General features: G+C 56.5%; 18 protein-coding genes and 2 pseudogenes. 9 read left to right on the plus strand and 11 right to left on the minus strand.

Features of this window, described 5'->3' with window-relative positions:
- Positions 1–38: 38 nt before the first annotated feature.
- On the minus strand, positions 39–878 hold the full coding sequence (gene hpxU, locus L466_RS06960) for a MurR/RpiR family transcriptional regulator HpxU (protein WP_032681291.1): 840 nt from the start codon (positions 876–878) through the stop codon (positions 39–41).
- 153 nt (positions 879–1,031) lie between these two features.
- Between hpxU and hpxW the strand changes: the two genes are divergently transcribed.
- From hpxW to hpxZ, 4 genes are read left to right on the plus strand one after another with little or no spacing between them, the layout of a single operon-like run.
- Positions 1,032–2,615, plus strand: a complete 1,584-nt coding sequence (gene hpxW / locus L466_RS06955) for an oxamate amidohydrolase (protein ID WP_032681292.1) — start codon at positions 1,032–1,034, stop codon at positions 2,613–2,615.
- Positions 2,616–2,625: 10 nt separating this feature from the next.
- The gene (hpxX, locus tag L466_RS06950; protein ID WP_014169467.1) at positions 2,626–2,814 is read left to right on the plus strand and encodes an oxalurate catabolism protein HpxX; all 189 of its coding nucleotides are present in this window, start codon (positions 2,626–2,628) and stop codon (positions 2,812–2,814) included.
- The gene (locus L466_RS06945; RefSeq protein ID WP_014169466.1) at positions 2,811–4,208 is read left to right on the plus strand and encodes an AtzE family amidohydrolase; all 1,398 of its coding nucleotides are present in this window, start codon (positions 2,811–2,813) and stop codon (positions 4,206–4,208) included. The genes hpxX and L466_RS06945 overlap by 4 nt, the downstream gene beginning before the upstream one ends.
- Complete coding sequence (hpxZ, locus tag L466_RS06940) at positions 4,205–4,591, plus strand: oxalurate catabolism protein HpxZ (RefSeq protein WP_032681293.1); 387 nt, start codon at positions 4,205–4,207, stop codon at positions 4,589–4,591. The genes L466_RS06945 and hpxZ overlap by 4 nt, the downstream gene beginning before the upstream one ends.
- Before the next feature lie 92 nt (positions 4,592–4,683).
- On the opposite strand, the pseudogene puuE reads toward hpxZ, so the two are convergent.
- From puuE to L466_RS06925, 3 genes and pseudogenes are all read right to left on the minus strand, one after another.
- A pseudogene (puuE, locus tag L466_RS06935) lies at positions 4,684–5,601 on the minus strand (allantoinase PuuE); the annotation flags it as partial.
- Positions 5,501–6,377, minus strand: a pseudogene (gene hpxA / locus L466_RS06930) (allantoin racemase). The pseudogenes puuE and hpxA, both read right to left, overlap by 101 nt.
- Positions 6,377–7,093 (minus strand): GntR family transcriptional regulator, encoded by a 717-nt coding sequence (locus L466_RS06925; protein WP_020884746.1) that lies wholly within the window; start codon positions 7,091–7,093, stop codon positions 6,377–6,379. The pseudogene hpxA and the gene L466_RS06925 overlap by 1 nt, the downstream one beginning before the upstream one ends.
- A 144-nt stretch (positions 7,094–7,237) precedes the next feature.
- Here L466_RS06925 and L466_RS06920 point away from each other — a divergent pair, with 144 nt between their 5' ends.
- Complete coding sequence (locus tag L466_RS06920) at positions 7,238–8,734, plus strand: NCS1 family nucleobase:cation symporter-1 (protein WP_032681295.1); 1,497 nt, start codon at positions 7,238–7,240, stop codon at positions 8,732–8,734.
- Between the two features lie 99 nt (positions 8,735–8,833).
- On the plus strand, positions 8,834–10,153 hold the full coding sequence (guaD, locus tag L466_RS06915) for a guanine deaminase (protein ID WP_032681296.1): 1,320 nt from the start codon (positions 8,834–8,836) through the stop codon (positions 10,151–10,153).
- Here guaD and uraH read toward each other — a convergent pair.
- Together uraH and uraD are read right to left on the minus strand one after the other, a co-directional pair.
- On the minus strand, positions 10,133–10,456 hold the full coding sequence (uraH, locus tag L466_RS06910; protein WP_014169459.1) for a hydroxyisourate hydrolase: 324 nt from the start codon (positions 10,454–10,456) through the stop codon (positions 10,133–10,135). The two genes, guaD and uraH, sit on opposite strands and share 21 nt — an antisense overlap.
- Positions 10,453–10,953 (minus strand): 2-oxo-4-hydroxy-4-carboxy-5-ureidoimidazoline decarboxylase, encoded by a 501-nt coding sequence (uraD, locus tag L466_RS06905; RefSeq protein ID WP_032681297.1) that lies wholly within the window; start codon positions 10,951–10,953, stop codon positions 10,453–10,455. The genes uraH and uraD overlap by 4 nt, the downstream gene beginning before the upstream one ends.
- Positions 10,954–11,195: 242 nt before the next feature.
- Here uraD and hpxO point away from each other — a divergent pair, with 242 nt between their 5' ends.
- The 3 genes from hpxO to L466_RS06890 are packed head-to-tail and all read left to right on the plus strand — an operon-like array spanning position 11,196 to position 14,365.
- On the plus strand, positions 11,196–12,350 hold the full coding sequence (gene hpxO / locus L466_RS06900; RefSeq protein WP_032681299.1) for an FAD-dependent urate hydroxylase HpxO: 1,155 nt from the start codon (positions 11,196–11,198) through the stop codon (positions 12,348–12,350).
- 17 nt (positions 12,351–12,367) lie between these two features.
- The gene (hpxD, locus tag L466_RS06895) at positions 12,368–13,402 is read left to right on the plus strand and encodes a molybdenum cofactor-independent xanthine hydroxylase subunit HpxD (RefSeq protein ID WP_032677828.1); all 1,035 of its coding nucleotides are present in this window, start codon (positions 12,368–12,370) and stop codon (positions 13,400–13,402) included.
- Between the two features lie 12 nt (positions 13,403–13,414).
- The gene (locus L466_RS06890; protein ID WP_032681300.1) at positions 13,415–14,365 is read left to right on the plus strand and encodes a PDR/VanB family oxidoreductase; all 951 of its coding nucleotides are present in this window, start codon (positions 13,415–13,417) and stop codon (positions 14,363–14,365) included.
- A gap of 263 nt (positions 14,366–14,628) precedes the next feature.
- Here L466_RS06890 and L466_RS06885 read toward each other — a convergent pair whose 3' ends face one another.
- The 5 genes from L466_RS06885 to L466_RS06875 all read right to left on the minus strand — a co-directional run.
- Positions 14,629–16,020 (minus strand): VasL domain-containing protein, encoded by a 1,392-nt coding sequence (locus L466_RS06885; RefSeq protein WP_032681301.1) that lies wholly within the window; start codon positions 16,018–16,020, stop codon positions 14,629–14,631.
- Between the two features lie 87 nt (positions 16,021–16,107).
- Positions 16,108–16,452, minus strand: coding sequence for a hypothetical protein (locus L466_RS0122610; protein WP_255344421.1), 345 nt, complete (start codon positions 16,450–16,452; stop codon positions 16,108–16,110).
- A gap of 90 nt (positions 16,453–16,542) precedes the next feature.
- Positions 16,543–16,992 (minus strand): type VI secretion system baseplate subunit TssE, encoded by a 450-nt coding sequence (gene tssE, locus L466_RS06880; protein ID WP_014169450.1) that lies wholly within the window; start codon positions 16,990–16,992, stop codon positions 16,543–16,545.
- A gap of 868 nt (positions 16,993–17,860) precedes the next feature.
- Complete coding sequence (locus L466_RS0122615; protein ID WP_223862566.1) at positions 17,861–18,244, minus strand: hypothetical protein; 384 nt, start codon at positions 18,242–18,244, stop codon at positions 17,861–17,863.
- A gap of 203 nt (positions 18,245–18,447) precedes the next feature.
- On the minus strand, positions 18,448–18,799 hold a 352-nt coding region (locus L466_RS06875), incomplete at its 5' end, for a type VI secretion system Vgr family protein (protein ID WP_032681302.1).

Raw genomic sequence — 18,799 nt, forward strand, 5'->3', positions numbered from 1 at the left:
TGCACTATTTTAATGCAAAGCACCAGCCTGATGCCCCATTATCGCTGTTCCAGTTCGTCCAGTTGCTGATACAGGGAGGCGATATTGTGGATCCGGGGACGGCCTTTATCGAGGATTTCATGCAGGAAGGCGTTAGCCAGCAGGTTGATCAGACTGTTGACCGACGAGTAGCTGTCGTACGCCGAGACGCTGTCCAGCGGGGCGCAGAGCTGCCAGCTGGTCAGCGGAAACAGGCTGTGTGCCTGCGGCTCACACATCAGCAGAACCGGAATACCGCTGTGCTGAAGCTGCTGCAACAGCGGCCGTACGATCCGCGGGCGACGGCGAAACGCCATCATAATCACCAGATCGTCGGGCGTGAGATCGACCAGTTCCTCGCTCAGGCTCTGCCCCGGCTGCGGCAGCAGCAGCACCTGTCCGCGCGCCTGCAACAGCTGCTGGCGCAGGTGCAGCGCCGCCGGATAGGCGTTGCGCATCCCGATAATCACAATCCGCCGCGCCTTCACCATTGAGGCCATGGCCTCGGCAAACTGCTGAGCATCCAGAGCGTTGACCCACTGGGTAAGGTTTGCCATCTCCTGCTTATAATGCCGCGCCAGCAGAGTGTTGCCCTGCACCGCATCGCGGTTATCGGTCAGCGGCATGCCGCTCTGGCGCAGCGTGCGCAGTTCGTCGCGCATCTCTTTATACTTCTCATAGCCCAGACGCTTAAACAGACGGCTCACCGTGGCTTTCGACACCCCGCTCAGCTGCGCCAGCTCGGCGCTGTTATAACTAATGAGGTCGTCGAAATGATCAAAAATAAAATCAGCCACCCGTTGCTCCTGCGGTGACAACGACGCGTATTGCGCTTTCAGACGTTCATCAAGCTGTTCCATAAAGCCTCTGTAACTTTTGTTTCACCTCACTATACCTTTCATTAAGCATGCCAGCTTGTTAAAACGTTATGTTACGACTGACGTGAAACTTTTCATTCATAACTGGAACAGCTTTTGCAGCACCTTATGACTTTTGGGTTATGAGGACTCTCCATGCAAAGTAATGTCTCCGTACACGGAATGGCCGTGGCGCCCCACCATCTTGCCAGCCAGAGCGCCCTGGCCATTCTGCGTGAAGGCGGTAGCGCGATTGAGGCAATGGTCGCCGCCGCCGCAACCATTGCCGTGGTTTACCCGCACATGAACGGTCTCGGTGGGGATGGTTTCTGGCTTATCGTGCCGCCCGATGGCGAACCGGTTGCCATTGACGCCAGCGGCGCAGCTGGCTCACTGGCGACGCTTGCCGCCTATGACGATGTCTCTCAGATCCCCCATCGCGGGCCTCGTGCGGCGCTGACCGTGGCGGGAACGGTGAGCGGCTGGGACGAAGCACTGAAGGTTTCGCGCACGCTGACGGGCACCGCTCTTCCCCTGAATCGCCTGCTGGCAGACGCCATTGACTATGCCCGAAACGGCACGCCGGTGACCGCGTCTCAGGCCGCCGCCACGGCCAGTAAGCTGGATGAACTGAAGGACCTGCCCGGCTTCGCAGAGACCTGGCTGACGGACGACAAACCGCCGCAGGTCGGCAGCCGGTTTTATCAACCGGCGCTGGCCTCCACGCTCTCGCACCTCGCAGAAGACGGTCTGGACAGTTTTTATCGCGGCCCGCTGGCGGAGCGTCTGGCCCGGGGCATGGCAACGCTGGGGCTGCCCATCACCCTGGCTGACCTAAACGCGCATGTCGCCCGGCGCACCACGCCGCTGAAATTACAGCATCAACAGGGTGAAGTGTGGAACCTCGCGCCGCCAACGCAGGGGCTGGTGTCGCTGGCGATCCTCGGGATAACCGACCGCCTGTCCATGGCCGATGCTGACGAAGCGACCACCGTTCACCGCATTGTAGAGGCCACCAAACTGGCGTTTGGTCTGCGCGATGCCCATATCACCGATCCGCGCGAGCTGAAAACCGATATCCAGAGTCTGCTGGATCCTGCCGCACTGGCCGCCCTCGCCGACCAGGTCGATGATAACCAGGCCGCACCGTGGGGCTGCGGCAAAGGCCCTGGTGATACGGTCTGGATGGGGGTAATGGATAACAGCGGTCTTGCCGTGTCGTTTATCCAGAGCATTTATCACGAGTTCGGCAGCGGCGTGGTCCTGCCTGATACCGGCATCGTCTGGCAAAACCGGGGAGCCTCATTCAGCCTCAATCCCCGTCACCTGCTGGCGCTTGCGCCAGGAAAACAACCGTTCCACACCCTGAACCCGGCAGCCGCGCGTCTGCATGACGGACGCGTCATGGTCTACGGCTCGATGGGCGGTGACGGCCAGCCGCAAACTCAGGCCACCCTGTTTACCCGCTATGTGGTGCAGGGGGTATCGTTGCAGGAGAGCATCGCCCGCCCGCGCTGGTTACTGGGGCGCACCTGGGGACAGACGTCCGACACCCTGAAGGTGGAAGGCCGCTTTACGCCGCAGACCGTCGCGCGCCTGCAGGCGCTGGGCCACGACGTGGAGTGCTTCCCGGCATTCAGCGAAGCCATGGGCCACGCGGGTGCGATTGTTCGCCATCCTAACGGGCTGTTTGAAGGGGCATTTGACCCGCGCAGCAACGGCGCCGCCGCCGGATTTTAAGGAGAGACTGATGAATACCACACAACCTGACTGGCATGCCTATCTGGCGCAAATGGAGTCCGTGCTCGGCGTTGAGCTGGATGACGCCCGCCGGGCAGAACTCTATGTGCAGTTCTGCCGTATCGCGGCGATGGCCGCCCCGCTGATGGCGCTGCCGCTTGATGACCGTCTGGAGATCGCAGGAGTATACAAAGCATGACGCTACACGAGATGAGTATCAGTGAGATCCAGCAGGCGCTGAGTGCAGGCGACCTGAGCGCCCATGACATCGCCCGCCAGACCCTGGAAGCCATTACGCGCATCAATCCCCATATCAACGCCTGGACCACCGTCACGGAAGAACGCATGCTGGCCGAAGCCGAGAATATCGACACCCTGCGTCGGGAGAAACGCCCTCTGCCGCCACTGGCGGGCATTCCCTACGCGGTGAAAAACCTGTTCGACGTCGCCGGGCATACGACCCTTGCCGGTGCAGAGCTGTTCAGCCAGCGCCCCCCCGCTACCGCTGACAGCTTTGCGGTACGCCAGCTGCGCAGTGCCGGTGGCTTATTGTCGGGGATGGTCAACATGGATGCCTACGCCTACGGCTTTACGACGGAAAACAGTTACTACGGCGCAACGCGTAACCCGCACGATGTGACGCGCATTGCCGGAGGATCGTCCGGCGGCTCTGCCGCCGCGGTCGCTGCCGGACTGGTCCATTTTTCGCTCGGTACCGACACCAACGGGTCGATTCGCGTACCGGCCTCCCTGTGCGGAATATACGGTCTTAAGCCCACTTTTGGTCGTCTGTCACGCGCCGGCAGCCATCCGTTTGTCGCCAGTCTGGATCACATCGGGCCGTTTGCCCGTCGCGTGAGCGATCTGGCGTCGGTGTACGATGCACTGCAGGGTCGGGATACCAGCGACGGATTTCAGGCGGAGAGCTCCCGGGAGCAGACCCGGCCCCTGCTCGACCGCGGTCTGGATGGTTTGCGCTGCGCGGTGCTCGGCGGCTATTTCAGTACCTGGTGCGACAGCGACATGCGGGACGCCGTGGCGCGGGTGGCAAAAGCTCTCGACGTGCAGGAAACGCTGCAATTCCCCGATGCCGAGCTGGCCCGCTCCGCAGCGTTTATCATCAGCGCCTCGGAAGGCGGAAATCAGTACCTGCCCGCGCTTCGCCGCGAGCCCGGGCGTTTTGAACCCCATTCGCGCGAACGGCTTCTGGCCGGCGCGATGATCCCTTCTGCCTGGTATATTCAGGCCCAGCGTTTTCGCACGCAGGCCCGACAGGCGTTTAAAGCGCTGTTTGCGCAGGCCGACGTGCTGATCGCCCCGGCCACGCCGCGCTGTGCAACGCAAATTGGCGAAGAGATTATGGAGATCAACGGCCAGCCGTTACCGGTTCGCGCCAGCATGGGCATGCTGACGCAGCCGATTTCGTTTTTAGGTTTACCCGTTACCACCGTCCCGCTGCGCACCGCTCAGGGCGCACCTGTTGGCCTGCAGTTGATCGCCGCACCGTTTAACGAGCAAGCCTGCCTGCGTGTGGCGCGGGTTCTGGAAGCAAGCGGAATAACCGATGCCCGGCCGGCGGAGATGGCTCCATGATAAATCACGATGACATTAACCTTCCGTGGGTCGTTGCAGAAGTGACCGCAGCCTTTTACCGCTATGAAGATGCGCTGGTAAGCAACAACATTCCGGTGCTGGATGAGCTGTTCTGGCACGACAAAAACACGGTGCGTCTCGGTGCGGGCGAAAACCTGTACGGCATTGAGGAAATCCGCGCCTTTCGGGCGGCGCGCCCGTCCGCGGGTCTGCAAAGGACATTGCACCATACGGTAATCACCACCTTCGGAGAGGATTACGCCGTGTGTAGCACCGAATTCACCCGCGAAAGAACGGAGCGGATTGGTCGCCAGCAGCAGACATGGGTACGCTTCCCGTACGGCTGGCGGATTGTGGCGGCGCAGGTGAGCGTGATGACGTAATGTTAATAACCCTGCCCAGCCTGCTTCTTTTCCCATCAGATAAGCAGCAGGCCGGGACAGGCGTCGCCGCCCCCCGGCGCACTGCTGGATCGTTATTGTTGAAACGGGTGCACCTCACGCCAGTGATCGGCTATCTGCTGGCGGGTACAGACCCATACCCGATCGTGCTGCGCAAGGTAATCGAGGAACCGCTGGAGTGCACGAAAACGCCCCGGACGCCCCAGCAGACGGCAATGCATGCCGATGGACATCATCTTCGGCGCACGTTCCCCTTCTTCGTACAACACGTCAAAGCTGTCTTTCAGGTAGGTATAAAACTGCTCGGCGGTGTTGAACCCCTGCGCGGTCGCGAAGCGCATGTCGTTGGCATCCAGCGTATACGGCACAATCAGGTGGGGTTTGCGCGTGCCGTCGCTGCACGCCACTTGCGTCCAGAACGGTAAATCATCGCCATAGTAGTCGCTGTCATAGTCAAAGCCCCCATGTTCCACTACCAGCTGACGGGTGTTTGGGCTGTCACGCCCGGTGTACCAGCCGGCAGGCGGTTTGCCAAACAGGTCAGTCAGGACATGCACGGCCTTGTGCAGGTGCTCGCGCTCCTGGTTGATATCCATACTTTGATAGTGGATCCAGCGCCAGCCGTGGCTAACCACGTCGTAATCAGCTGCTTTGATGGCGTCGACGATATCGGGATGTCGCGCCAGCGCCATTGCCACGCCAAAGACCGTCAGCGGCAGGCCACGCTTGCAGAATTCGTTATGGATCCGCCAGAACCCGGCACGGCTGCCGTATTCATAGAGGGAGTCCATCGACATGTGTCTGTCCGGATAACTGGCCGCACCAATGATGTCCGAGAGGAATTGTTCTGAGCCGGCATCACCGTGCAGCACGTGGTTTTCCGCCCCTTCTTCATAATTGAGTACAAACTGCACGGCGATGCGCGCCTGGTTCGGCCACTGCGCGTGCGGCGGCTTGCCTGCATAGCCGCGTAAGTCCCGCGGATAATCTTCGTTAAAAAGCGCCATTATCACCCCCCCCTCAATTAAAATGGATTCAGTGCCTGAAAGTGTCCGCTCAACGCTTTTTTCTCCGGGAAAGCCAGGTCCCCGTGTTTGCTGGTTGACAGCCCCAGCGCCACCAGCGACTCGACCATTTTCACCGCCGCACTGACGCCGTCGATCACCGGCACGTGCAGCTCGCGCGTCAGCGCCTGCGCCAGCGTCGCCATTCCACCGCAGCCGAGCACAATCGCGCCGCAGCCATCTTCTTTCAGCGCCTGGATGCAGCGCGCGCGCACCTTCTCCTGAGCCAGGCCGCTACCGTCTTCCAGTGCCAGCACCGGCAGATCGATGGCATGCAGGGCTGCACAGTGGTCCTGGAAACCATACTGGTGCAACAGATGACGGGCGATAATCCGCGTGCGCGGCAGCGTGGTCACAACGGAAAAGCGCGTTGCCACCAGCGTGGCCATATGCATCGCAGCTTCTGCGATACCGATGACCGGCCCCTGCGCCAGCTCGCGCGCCGCCAGCAGGCCGGGGTCACCAAAGCAGGCAATCACATGTCCATCCACGCCCTGTTGCCGTCCGCGTTTTATCTGTTCGAGAACGCCCACGGCGGCGATGGCCTCATCAAAATGACCTTCTATCGAGGGCACACCTGCGCTCGGGCAGACGGCGAGGATCTCCGTTCCCGGTGCTGCTACCGCGCGGGCTGCGGCGCCGATGGTTTCCGTCATCGCGAGGCTGGTGTTGGGGTTAATCACTTGTATACAAACAGACGACATTACGACTCCTTGTGGCTGGCGAACAGCCGGGCAAAATCAGGCAGGCACTCACCGGCCCGTTCGAAACAGAGACTGGCGACAATATGTTCAAAATGGTGCATTAAGGCCTCACTCAGGGGCTGGAGCGCCTTCTGGCGCAAGAGTTCCACCAGTTGCTCGTGGTCATTGCAGCGGCAGCCCTGACGCCACGGCGCGCCCCAGGCTGCGATCACCAGCGACGACCGCTGGCTCAGGCCGGTCACCATCTCTGTCAGCACCTGATTGCCTGAAATGGCCTGAAGCTGAATATGGAAATTGGCGGAGTGGCGGATTGCGGCGGGACCGTCATACGCTTCGTGCGCCTGCTGCTCCTGGCGAATAATCCCTTCCAGCGCAGCCAGATGTGGCGGCTGACAGTGGGCCAGCACGTCCGGCAGGTTAGCCACCTCAAGCAGCGCGCGCGTGCGGAAGATCTGCTGCGCCTCTTCTACCGTCGGGCTGGCCACGTGTGCACCACGTTTGGGCGTTAAGGTGACCATTTGCACAGCGGCGAGTCGTTGCAGCACTTTGCGAATACCGGTACGGCTCACGCCGAAGACTTCAGCCAGCGCCTCTTCAGGCAATTTACTTCCCGGGAGCAACTGATGTTCGACTATCGCGGTCATCAGCGCCTGAAAGATGGATTCATCTTTGTCATGCAGGTCTGGCGCGGTCTGCAGGCTGTTTATGTTGTTCATTCACCACTCCGATTTTTACTTTTCGCTATCGAATCGTATACATAAAAATAAAATATTGCATACAAGATTTATTATTTTGGCCTGGATCCTGCAACACCGTCTGCACTCCCACTTAACGGGTTTTCATTCACAGGAGCAGGTTTCATGCCAAACAGACAAAACGCGCAGCACGGTACGGCCGCTGATTCCGGTGCGGTTTACAGCCCACGGCTTTGCAATGAGGATCTGGCACCGACGCGTGACCAGAACTGGAGCTGGTACAACATCTTTTCTTTCTGGATGTCGGACGTCCACAGCATGGGGGGTTATGTTGTTGCCGCGAGCTTCTTTACGCTCGGGCTGGCAAGCTGGCAGGTCTTGCTCTGCCTGCTGATAGGGATTTGCATTGTGCAGTTGTGCGCCAACCTGGTGGCGAAACCGAGTCAGATGGCAGGCGTACCCTACGCGGTGATTTGCCGTCAGGCATTTGGCGTTTTCGGGGCCAATATTCCGGCGGTGATCCGCGGGCTGATTGCTTTCGCATGGTACGGCATTCAGACTTACCTGGCCGCCAACGCGCTGATGCTGGTGGCGCTTAAGTTCTGGCCTTCACTCGCGACGCTCACCACCGGTTCGTTCCTGGGCCTGTCGCATCTTGGCTGGATCTGTTTCGCTATCATGTGGGTGCTGCAGGCGATGGTCTTCTGGCACGGCATGAGCGCCATTAAGCGCTTTATTGATATCGCCGGTCCGGCGGTCTACGTGGTGATGCTGGCGCTGGCGGGATGGATTGTATACAAGACCGGTTTTGACGGCATCTCCTTTACCCTCGCCAGCAAATCCCTGAGCGCCGGTGAGCAGACCTGGCAGATGATCACCGCCACGGCGCTGGTGGTCTCTTACTTCTCCGGCCCGCTGCTCAATTTTGGTGACTTCTCCCGCTACGGTAAAAGCATGGGGGAGATCCGCCGCGGTAACCGCTGGGGCCTGCCGTTTAACTTCCTGCTGTTCTCCATCGTTACCGTGGTGATTGTGTCGGGTACGCAATCGCTGTTTGGCCGCATGATCACTGACCCGATTGAAACCGTCAGCCGTGTGGGCAACGATCTGGCGGTGGCCATTGGCTTGCTGACCATGATCACCGCCACCATCGGGATCAACATCGTGGCGAACTTCGTCTCCCCGGCGTTTGATTTCTCTAACTGTTCACCGCAAAAAATCAGCTTCCGCACCGGGGGGATGATCGCCGCCGTCGGCTCTATCCTGTTAACCCCGTGGAACCTGTTTAACTCGCCGGAGCTTATCCACTACACTCTGGACGTGCTCGGGGCGTTTATTGGCCCGCTGTTCGGGATTCTGATTGCCGATTTTTACCTGATTAAGCGCGGCAAGGTCTCCGTAGACGATCTGTTTGATGACACGCCAAAAGGCAAATACTGGTATCGCAACGGTTTCAACCCGAAAGCCATCGGCGCGCTGGTGCCATCCGTTGCCGTTGGACTGGTGATAAGCTTTATTCCCTCCCTGCATGAAGTGGCCAACTTTAGCTGGTTTATCGGCGTCTTCCTGGGCGGGGTCACCTACCGCTGGCTGGCGCGGGAAGATCGTGAAGCGGCAGGCGCCTCGTCGTTCAGCCCCCGCGTGGCGACGCAAAAAGAGTAACCCTTCCTCCGGGCCGCAGTTCCTCTGCGGCCTTTTTCATTCTGGCACCGTTTTTGCTCAGTCTCATCACCCCGCTACGCAAACACTAAGGCAGGAATCATGATGGACTACCAGACTGCGATCCGCGGTGCATTTTTTGATATTGCCCAGGTCTGCAACAGTGCAGACGTTATCGCCCAACAGGCGCGCTACCTTGAAGACGGGCTGTTGTTCATCCATAACGGCAAAATTCTGGCGCAGATGGCCTGGCAGGAGGGCGAGCAGTATCTTGATCCCTACAAAGGGTACACCGACCTGCGCGGCAAACTGCTGCTCCCGGGTTTTGTCGATACCCACGTTCATTACCCGCAGACGGAGATGATTGGCGCTTTTGGTGAGCAGCTGCTGGAGTGGCTGACCACATACACGTTCCCGGTAGAAAGCCAGTTTGCCGATGAGGCCTATGCGAAAGAGATCGCGGCGTTTTTCATCAACCAACTGGTCAGCCACGGCACCACCACCGCGCTGGTGTTTTGTACGTTGCATCCTGAATCGGTCGAGGCGCTGTTCACCGAGGCCCTGCGCCTTAACATGCGCCTTATCGCCGGGAAGGTGATGATGGACCGCCACACGCCTGACTACCTGAGTGAAACCGCGAAAGAGAGCTACCGGCAGACGCGCGAGTTGATCCAGCGCTGGCACCACCGTGGACGGTTGGGCTACGCCATTACGCCACGCTTTGCCCCGACCTCCTCACCGGAACTGCTGGCCGCGGTCAGCCTGCTCAGAGAGGAGTTTCCCGACACCTGGATGCAGACCCATCTGAGCGAAAACCCAAATGAAGTGGCCTGGGTAAGCGATCTGTGGCCGGAACATGAACGTTATCTGGATGTGTATCATCATTACGGGCTGACCGGCGAACGCAGCGTGTTTGCCCATGGGATCCACCTCCATGAGAGCGAGTGGCGCTGTCTGCACGATACCGGCTCGGCGGTGGCGTTTTGCCCCACCTCGAACCTGTTTCTTGGCAGCGGACTGTTCCGCTTACCCGCCTGCTGGCAACACCAGGTGCGTATGGGCATTGGCACCGATGTGGGTGCCGGAACCACCTTCAGCATGCTGCGCACCCTCGGGGAGGCGTACAAGGTGGGTCAGCTGCAGAGCTACCGCCTGCGCGCCAGCGAAGCGTTTTATCACGCCACGCTGGGCGGCGCTCACGCCCTGAGGCTGGACGATAAGATTGGCAATTTCGCCCCCGGCAAAGAGGCCGATTTTATCGTCATCGACCCGGCCGTTACGCCGCTACAGCGCCTGCGTCACCGGCGCTGTCAGGACATTTATGAGCAGCTGTTTGTGCTGATGACCCTGGGCGACGAGCGCAATATTAGCGAGACCTGGGTCAACGGTGTGCAGGTGTGGTCAACTGCCGCGGTAGGTTGACCACCCGCCCGGCGCAATCACAAACGGCAGGTGGAAGTGCTCGTCTGCCGTTTCTCCCGTCACAAAATCGATCTGTGCGCAGGGGTAAAGCGTGTCGCGGCCGGTTTCGGTGAACCAAGCCCCAATCTCGGCCACCAGCCGGTAACGTCCTGCAGGCAGGAAAGGGATAAACGCGGTGATGCGCCCCTGGGCGTTAGTGAAAGCAGTGGCCAATACGACGCCGTCCTGCTCAAGATAAACCCTTACGCCCTGCGCCGGTTTTCCCGTCGAAATATCAAGAATATGCGTGCTTAACGTACTCATTTGTCAATGACTCCTTCCAGCCGAAGCAGCGTAATTTCCCGCAGCTGTTCCAGTGCGACCTGTACCTCCTGCGCATCGCTGTTTTCCAGCCGGGCGTTGAGGGCGCGTAAAATCTCCTCACCGCTACGGCCTTTCGCGCGGATCAAAAACACGCGTCCAAAACGGGCCTCGTAGCGAGCGTTCCCTTCCTGCAGTGCCTGTGCCAGCTGCCTGTCGCGGTTGTCGACGGCGCCCTGCTCCTGGCGCGAAAGCACCGCCTCCGCCTGGGCTCCCGTCGGTTTCTCACCAATACGCGGGTGCGCATTCAGGGCCTGCGTAAGCGCCGTTTCATCCCAGGTTTGCGCCAGTGTCCGGGCGGCGTCGAACAGTGCTTTGCGGTGTAAATAGGGCCGCCCCTGCACCAGCGCATCGGCCCAGTCGGGCAACGCCACGCAGGGCTGCAACCGCGCGAGCGCCTCTTCGTGGCTCAGTTGATTAAAAGTTTGCAGTGCAATCATACTCGCTCCCGTCATATCGTCGTTTTCTCGCTTTGCACAAACTACGCCACTCTTGCCATCCTCCATGAAACAGTCGATTCCGGATCGCACAACAGGAAATTATTGATTCATAAAAAGGCATTCTCACCGCGTTTGCGCACCTTAGCAGTGCAAAACCACCCCATACAACGCGCTTTTCGCCACTCTGCAGCCTGGTACGCAAATTGCTCTTCCCTTTTTACACCCTGCAAAAGGAGAGAAGCATGAGAGCAATCGTTATTGGCGCGGGCATTGGCGGCCTGAGCGCCGCTGTAGCGCTGAAGAAGGCGGGAATCGACTGTACCGTGTTTGAGGCCGTGAAAGAGATGAAGCCCGTCGGCGCGGCCATCTCCATCTGGCCCAATGGGGTGAAATGCATGCAGCACCTCGGAATGGGCGACATCATCGAGACCTACGGCGGCCCTATGCGCTTTATGGCCTATAAGGATCACCGGCGCGGCGATACCCTCACCCGCTTTAGCCTTGCCCCGCTGGTCGAGCGCACGGGCGGTCGCCCCTGCCCCGTGTCGCGTACGGAACTGCAGCGCGAAATGCTGAACTTCTGGGGGCACGAGAACGTTCAGTTCGGCAAACGCGTTGAAAGCGTCCGTGAGGACGCGGCTGGCGTCACCGTCACCTTCACCGACGGTACTACCGCGACAGGGGATTTCCTGATTGCCGCCGATGGCAGTCACTCCGCAGTTCGCCCGTACGTGCTGGGCTATACGCCCGAGCGCCGCTACGCCGGTTACGTCAACTGGAACGGGCTGGTGAAGATTGATGAAGAGATTGCCCCTGCGCACCAGTGGACCACCTTCGTCGGCGAGGGCAAGCGCGTTTCGCTGATGCCCGTCGCCGGCGGACGCTTCTATTTCTTTTTTGATGTTCCGCTCCCCCTCGGGCTGGCGGAAGATCGCACTACCCTTCGCGCCGATCTCACGGGCTACTTCCGCGGCTGGGCGGCACCGGTACAGAAGCTCATCGCCGCGCTGGATCCCGAGACCACCAACCGTATCGAAATCCACGACATTGAACCGTTCGATACCCTGGTGCGCGGCAACGTGGCGCTTCTTGGCGATGCCGCGCACAGCACCACGCCAGATATCGGCCAGGGCGGATGCGCGGCGATGGAGGACGCCGTGGTGCTGGGTGACTGCCTGCGCGAGAACCATAACATCGCACTGGCATTGCGGCAGTACGAAGCGCTGCGCTGTGACCGGGTCCGCGACCTGGTGCTTAAGGCCCGTAAACGCTGTGATATCACGCATGGCAAAGACATGGCATTGACCCGGGCCTGGTACCAGGAGCTCAAAGAGGAGACCGGAGAGCGCATCATTAACGGTCTGTGCGACACCATTCAAGCCGGGCCTTTAGGCTGAACGCGAGAGGGACAACCATGAAAATACAACCGACTCCACCCGCCCATTGTACGTTTGAGCCAGAGGACTGGCTGCGTCTGGCAAAATGCTGGCATCCGGTTGCTCGCGCCTGCGACATCGGCGCGGCACCGGTCAAAGCCACCCTGCTCGACGAACAACTGGTTATCTACCGCGTCAAAGACCAGGTTGTGGTCGCCCGGGACGTTTGCCCGCACCGCGGCGTACCGCTGACGCTGGGCTTTCACGATGAACACGGGATTATCTGCCCTTATCATGGCTTACGCTTTGGTGAAGATGGACGCTGCAACCGCATTCCGTCCAGCCCTGACCAGCCGGTTCCCGCGAAGCTTAACCTGATTAACTATGCCGTGGAGGAGCGCTTTGGGTTGATCTGGACCTGCCTGGCGTTTGATCCGGATAACCCAATGCCGCTGCCCACCATGCCGCACTGGGATAACGACGGATTTCAGCAGATCAACTGCCCGGCGTTTGAAGTGAATGGCTTCGCCGGCCGTCAGGTGGAAGGTTTTCTGGACGTGGCGCATTTTGCCTGGATCCACACTGACACCTTTGCTGACCCCAATAATCCGCTGGTTCCCCATTATCAGCCCCAGGAGACGCCGTTTGGCTTTGTTGCCGATTACTGGAGCTCGGTGAGCAACTACCCCGCCAGCTCCGATGTCCAGGCCCCGGAAGGCTTCCAGTGGCTGCGTCATTTTGAAATGCATCTGCCGTTTACCGCCACGCTGACGATCCATTTTCCGGGGGAAGCCAGGCTGGTGATCATGAACGCCGCCTCGCCCGTCTCTTCACGGGTAACCCGCATGTTCGCCCCTATCGCGCGCAACTTTGACCTGCATATTCCGGTAGAGGAAGTGCACGCCTTCAATTTGCGTATTTTTGAAGAAGACCGCCTGATGGTTGAGACGCAGCGCCCGGAAAGCCTGCCGCTGGATCTGACTCTGGAAGCCCATATCCCTGCGGATAAAAGCTCGATTGCCTACCGCCGGGGGCTGAAAAAGATGGGCTTCGGCGAGTTTTTCCTGGTGTGACGGAGGAACGTGATGAGCGAAATGTTAAGCGTTATTGTCGACGGTCTCTGGCGTGAGGGGGATAAGAGTCTCGCCGTCAGGCTGGTGTCAGAATGCGGTGAAGCCCTGCCGGGCTGGCAGCCCGGGGCGCACATTGACGTGCATCTGCCCTGCGGGCTGGTTCGCCAGTATTCGCTGACCGGGGCAAGCGACAGCGAGAGCTATCTTATTTGCGTAGGACGTGAAACCGCCTCGCGCGGCGGGTCACGCTATGTTCACGAGACGCTACGTCCGGGGCAGAAACTGTTTATCTCCTCACCGCGCAATCTGTTTGCGCTGCACGAGGCTGAACGCTTCTTGCTGCTGGCGGCAGGGATAGGCATAACGCCCTTGTATGCGATGGCCCGGCAGCTGGAGGCTTCCGGCACCCCGTTTACGCTGCACTATTACGTTAAAGAGCATGGCAACGCGGCGTTTGCACGTGAACTCATGCAATTTAAACACGGCGAGTGTGTCATCCATACCATCAGCCCGCGCACTGCGCTGGCTGAGCGCATGCCCACGCCAGCGCCCGGTTTCCACGCCTGGGTCTGCGGGCCGGCAGGCTTTATGGAGAAAGTGTATCAGGTCGCCCTCACGAGAGGCTGGGCTGAGAGCAATCTTCACAGCGAAGCATTCCAGCCCGTTATGCCCGCCGACTGTAATGAAACGGGCGAGATTTTTACAGTCAAGCTGGCATCAACCGGCGAGCGCTGGCCAGTGCCGGCGGACAAAACTATCGCGCAGGTGCTGCTAGAAAACGGCGTGGCGGTACCCCTCTCCTGTGAAATGGGGATTTGCGGCGCCTGCCTGACGCCGGTTATTGATGGCGTAGTGGATCACCGGGATAGCGTGCAGTCGGAGGCGGAGAAAAGCGCGGCAGACCAGCAGGTGGCGCTGTGCTGCTCGCGAAGCCATTCAGGGGAACTGGTGATTGGGTTGTAGAACGAAAAAACCCTGCGATATTGCTATCGCAGGGTGTTTAAATTTGGCGGGATCCACGGATAGTCAAAACAAACGGCATACCGGGTTTCGGAGAAAAAGCATGTCCATAATCACCGATATCACCCCCAAAAACAGCGGAACGGACGATAAAACGATCCCTCATGACAGCATAACTGGCCTGACACTTCATCATCTTAAAACGGGGAAATATCCGCGAAGCTTCCCGTCATAATGACGAGTTTTAAAGTATCTTAACGATGGATTTACTCTGATGCATTCCGTTTTATTTCAGCATATCGGGCTGCCAGTTGTTTCAGATGCATCTCCAGCTGCGACCTCGCAGCTGCAGGTAAAGGTACACCAGGAGGATTTTCTGACAAGATACGCAGTTGCTCTTCAGCCGGTATGGACTGGTTAAAAGACTGCCGGACGGAAAATACAACGGACTTCAGTTCACTGACCGTCATGTATTTGCCTTTCTGCTCATCAAGCCCGTTCAGCCGGTCACTCAATTTTTGTAGCGATGACATCCCCTTATACCAACCATTGAGCTGTTCTACCGGTAATGCGGCAGCATTAAGGTGTTGCTGCCACTGTTGTATCAGGGGTTTTGCTTGCTCCGGCCACAGCACCTGAGCCTGTTCTGTAAGTTTTCGGCTGTAAGTAATACTCCAGTCAGGAGGCAATTTATCCAGTCGGGCAAGCTGCTGCTGTGTTTGTTCTATCATTGTTTGTGATGACGGAGATTGCTGACGCAACATATCCAGTTTTTCAGGCGCGAGAGGTGCAGGTAACGGAGCCAGTGAGGCAGCAAGCTGAGTCTGTAGCGGGTCTGGCCGGTGAAGAAATTGCCAGCTCCACACTGCGCCCGTACTTATTATCAGCATGGTACACATTCCGGCAGCGAAGAATTTCCACTTTTTTACCTGAGTGGGCATTGCCGTCAGTACTTCCACATTTGCGTGGTGTTCTGGCTGTGCAACGAATACCCACTTCACTGGGCTGTCTGGCGCTGGGGTCTCTTCAGAGAGACTACCGGTATGAGAGCCTGATGATATTACTGCACCATTCTTTACGGAGGCAGGCAGGACAATACCAGACTGAATATTCGACCCGGTACCGGTTGTATCGTTGCTGTTTTCCAGCCGGACAGCGCTGTTGTGCATCAGGGAACGCAACGTATCGAGCTGGCTCAGATGCTTAAGCTCCAGACGTTGAAGCACCTCCCCCAGACTGCCAAGCAGTTGCTCAGCCCGATACAGTTGTCTGAGGTCGCTGTAATTGAGCGGGAGCGAGCGCATCCGCTGCTGAAGACGCTGGTTCAGACTGCTGAGGATTTCCATGCGGGCATGTACCGGCTGCGGCCACAGTGTCCCCCACTGATGGCTTATCAGCGCATCCAATATCGCCAGGCCTTCATTGAGGCCGAATAAGCCGGCCAGCTGCGTCCGTGCCAGCGTGTACCAGGCCGCCGTCTGTAACTCCACACCGTTTTGCTCAAACAGTGAAAGGCAGAGTTTTTCGACATAATGCCAGTTCACATCCGGACGAGCCGGATGTGTCAGTTTACTCAGTTCATCACGCAGGGTGGCATAATCCGCTAGCGTGCGCGGATCGCCACCGGTTTTGATTTTTCGTGGATTGATGTCATTCATGGCTGAATATCCAAATGAAGGTTGCGGTGCTGTACTTCCTGTTTATGCAGCTTCACCACAAGTCTGCTGGTACTGCCAGGTTAATAGCTATGAAAGAAGCGCTAAAACCAGACAAAAAGAAGTACTTTGATCAAAAGGTTGTACTGTGCGCAGCAACATCCCCGGGGGATTAAAGGTCCAGTCACTGAAATGACCTGCCCGTATGAACAGGCGCCCCAGAGAGATCACGCAGCCTTCTGCATGAAGGGTCACTTCCACGCATCCGGTCACGCCCTGGCCGTACAAAAATACTGGTGTAAATTTCACAGACTGGTCATCTACACACAGAAAGATATCGGTAATCTCAAGAGCCCCGTACTCCACCAGCAGATCCGTAACGGATGTATTCAGCGTCCCCTCGTTCAATCCGGTACCCTCCAGCCACGCGTCCATTTGCTCCTGAAGCTGCGCATTCGCTGGCAAAAATCTGCAATATCGGCCTGACTCTTACTGTGTGTTGGAACTGATGAAAGCTGTCTGGCCTTACACACGGATTGCGGTATCGAGATACTGCTGTTGCTTCAGGTGCCTCAGCATCACGCGTCCTTCGGGCATAAACTCGGTGCCGTAACGTACGAGGCCAATGCCCTTAAGCTCAGCATCAATGGCATAACGCAACTCTCCTGGCACGTGCTGTTCGAGTAAAGTTACATTGAGGGACTGCAAACGGGGTTCATACTTGAGCAGGACACCGGCCAGCGTATCGATCAGCTCGTGGGCTGTACCCGGCATGCCTTGCAGAATTTTGGTCATGTCCGGCAAACCATAATCTGGTAAATGGGATATGGTCCCGGCTCGGGCGTTCAAAATACGCTGGATGTTATCCAGTACAGATAAAATAACCTGGTCTTCTTCGTTTACAACTTCAAGGGGAAGATCCCCTGTAAAGTTGCCGGTAAGAATTTCATATAAAGAGGGCGTTTTTTGATTCATAATATAGCATATTATTTTAAATGATAGAGGTTTAGGTTCTAAGGGATGTGAATTACCTTATCTTTCTTTCAAGGATTTTTTTGCAAAAATAATTATTGAACAACCGGATAATGAGGAACAAAACATCAATATTACTCGAAGTGGATTTGTTCCATACCAAGAATAAAGCATAAAGATAATAACCAGGCCAAAGATTACTGAAGAGTGCTTTGGTTTTATAGATGTTGCTAGAAATGTAATGGGTATGATAATGTATCTCATATAGAAGATTACAAATCCGAGTCCTACCCCCTACTCCTTGGTGTAAAGTAAGTTATGTACCATTCGTAACCCAAATGATGCTCTGCTAGAACGGTAATACATCCAAGGAAGGCTGTTATTAGTTTTACTAAATTTTTTTATTTTTTGCATTCAGGTAAAGTCCAGCCTGAAAACCCACTGTCAGATGGGTAAAGAAAATCAATGCCTGACCATTCAGGTGCAATTAAATCAGAGAACTGATATTCTCAAAATGCCAAGCTGAATTTTTCATTTTTTTCCAGTTTTGTCATAGACAACGAAAAATGATTGTTTTGAAAAAAGACGTAATACCCTCCCCACCCCGCCAAAAGGATTGTAGTCAGGAATGTAAGTAATAGCATAGCAGGAGTTGTCCTCATTCCATTTTTTTTCACTGGATGTAGATTTCTTATAAGTCAGTGTCTTTATTGACAGAAGAATAATAGATAGTGATACAAAAAACAGAGTATCAATTTCACTATAAACTTAATTGAGCTAAGCATGTTTTTAATCCATCGACGAATGTTCTTCAATGCCAATATTGTTACATCTGGTGATTTGATTGTTTTAAACATGAATTGCTAAGATGTTAACGGCATTCAGGAATATGCCATCCGCCCCATCCATCACTTGTAGGATAAGTTGCGTTATGTCCATGCCATTCTGGCGCCACCAAATCAGAAAATTGAGACTGCCAAAAATACCATGCAGAGCTTTTTATTTTCTTTCCATTCTGGTCATACACAATAAAGAAGGATTGATTAGAAAACAACCTCAATACTCGTCCAATTCCACCATATGGACGATAATCAGGAATATAGGTGACCAGCTCGCACTTTTTATCTCGACTCCATATTGAATCGTTCTTTATTGCGCCTCTATAAGCCAAGATTTTAACAGTCATTAAAATAAAGGAAAGGATGATCACTGAGATAAAGATCAGGAAAAATATTTTCTTTAAGTAATTATTCATTTATACCCCCCTTCCAGAAGGAATATTCCTCCATATCTATCTTGTCAAGATGAATGATAATATTTGCAGGGATTTTCTTCACTGTAGAGTATACAAAAAAATCTCCAGTTTTATTGGTACCCCTGTATTTGACAAATGATGAGTTTGCAATCCTAAAGTATCTACAACCGTCCTCATCGATGAATTCTTTTTTCATAAGTTCGCTAATCACCCCGGGTTTGATGACCCCACACTCTCCCCAATATCCCAAAGGTAGGCACCGGGCTATTTGTTTTTGCTCGTTCGCTGTCGACGTCCGCTTTCAGGGCCTGCGCTTTTTCGGCGGCCATTTCCAGCTGTTGCAGTTGCTGATTAAGCCTGTCGATTTCCTTCAGCGCGGCATCCATGTCCAGGGCTTCGCCCTGCGCTTTCGCCTGTGCATCTGCACTGATGAACAGCCCCTTTCCGGCGCGGATAACCCCGTGTTCATCAGTGCGCAGTTCGCTACCGGTGCCGCGGGATTTGCCCTGATTGTCCACCAGGTGCCCGCTGTTGAGCTGCGTCCTGCCGTATTCC

The organism is Enterobacter sp. BIDMC 30 (assembly GCF_000534355.1).
Taxonomy (GTDB): Bacteria; Pseudomonadota; Gammaproteobacteria; order Enterobacterales; family Enterobacteriaceae; genus Enterobacter; species Enterobacter ludwigii.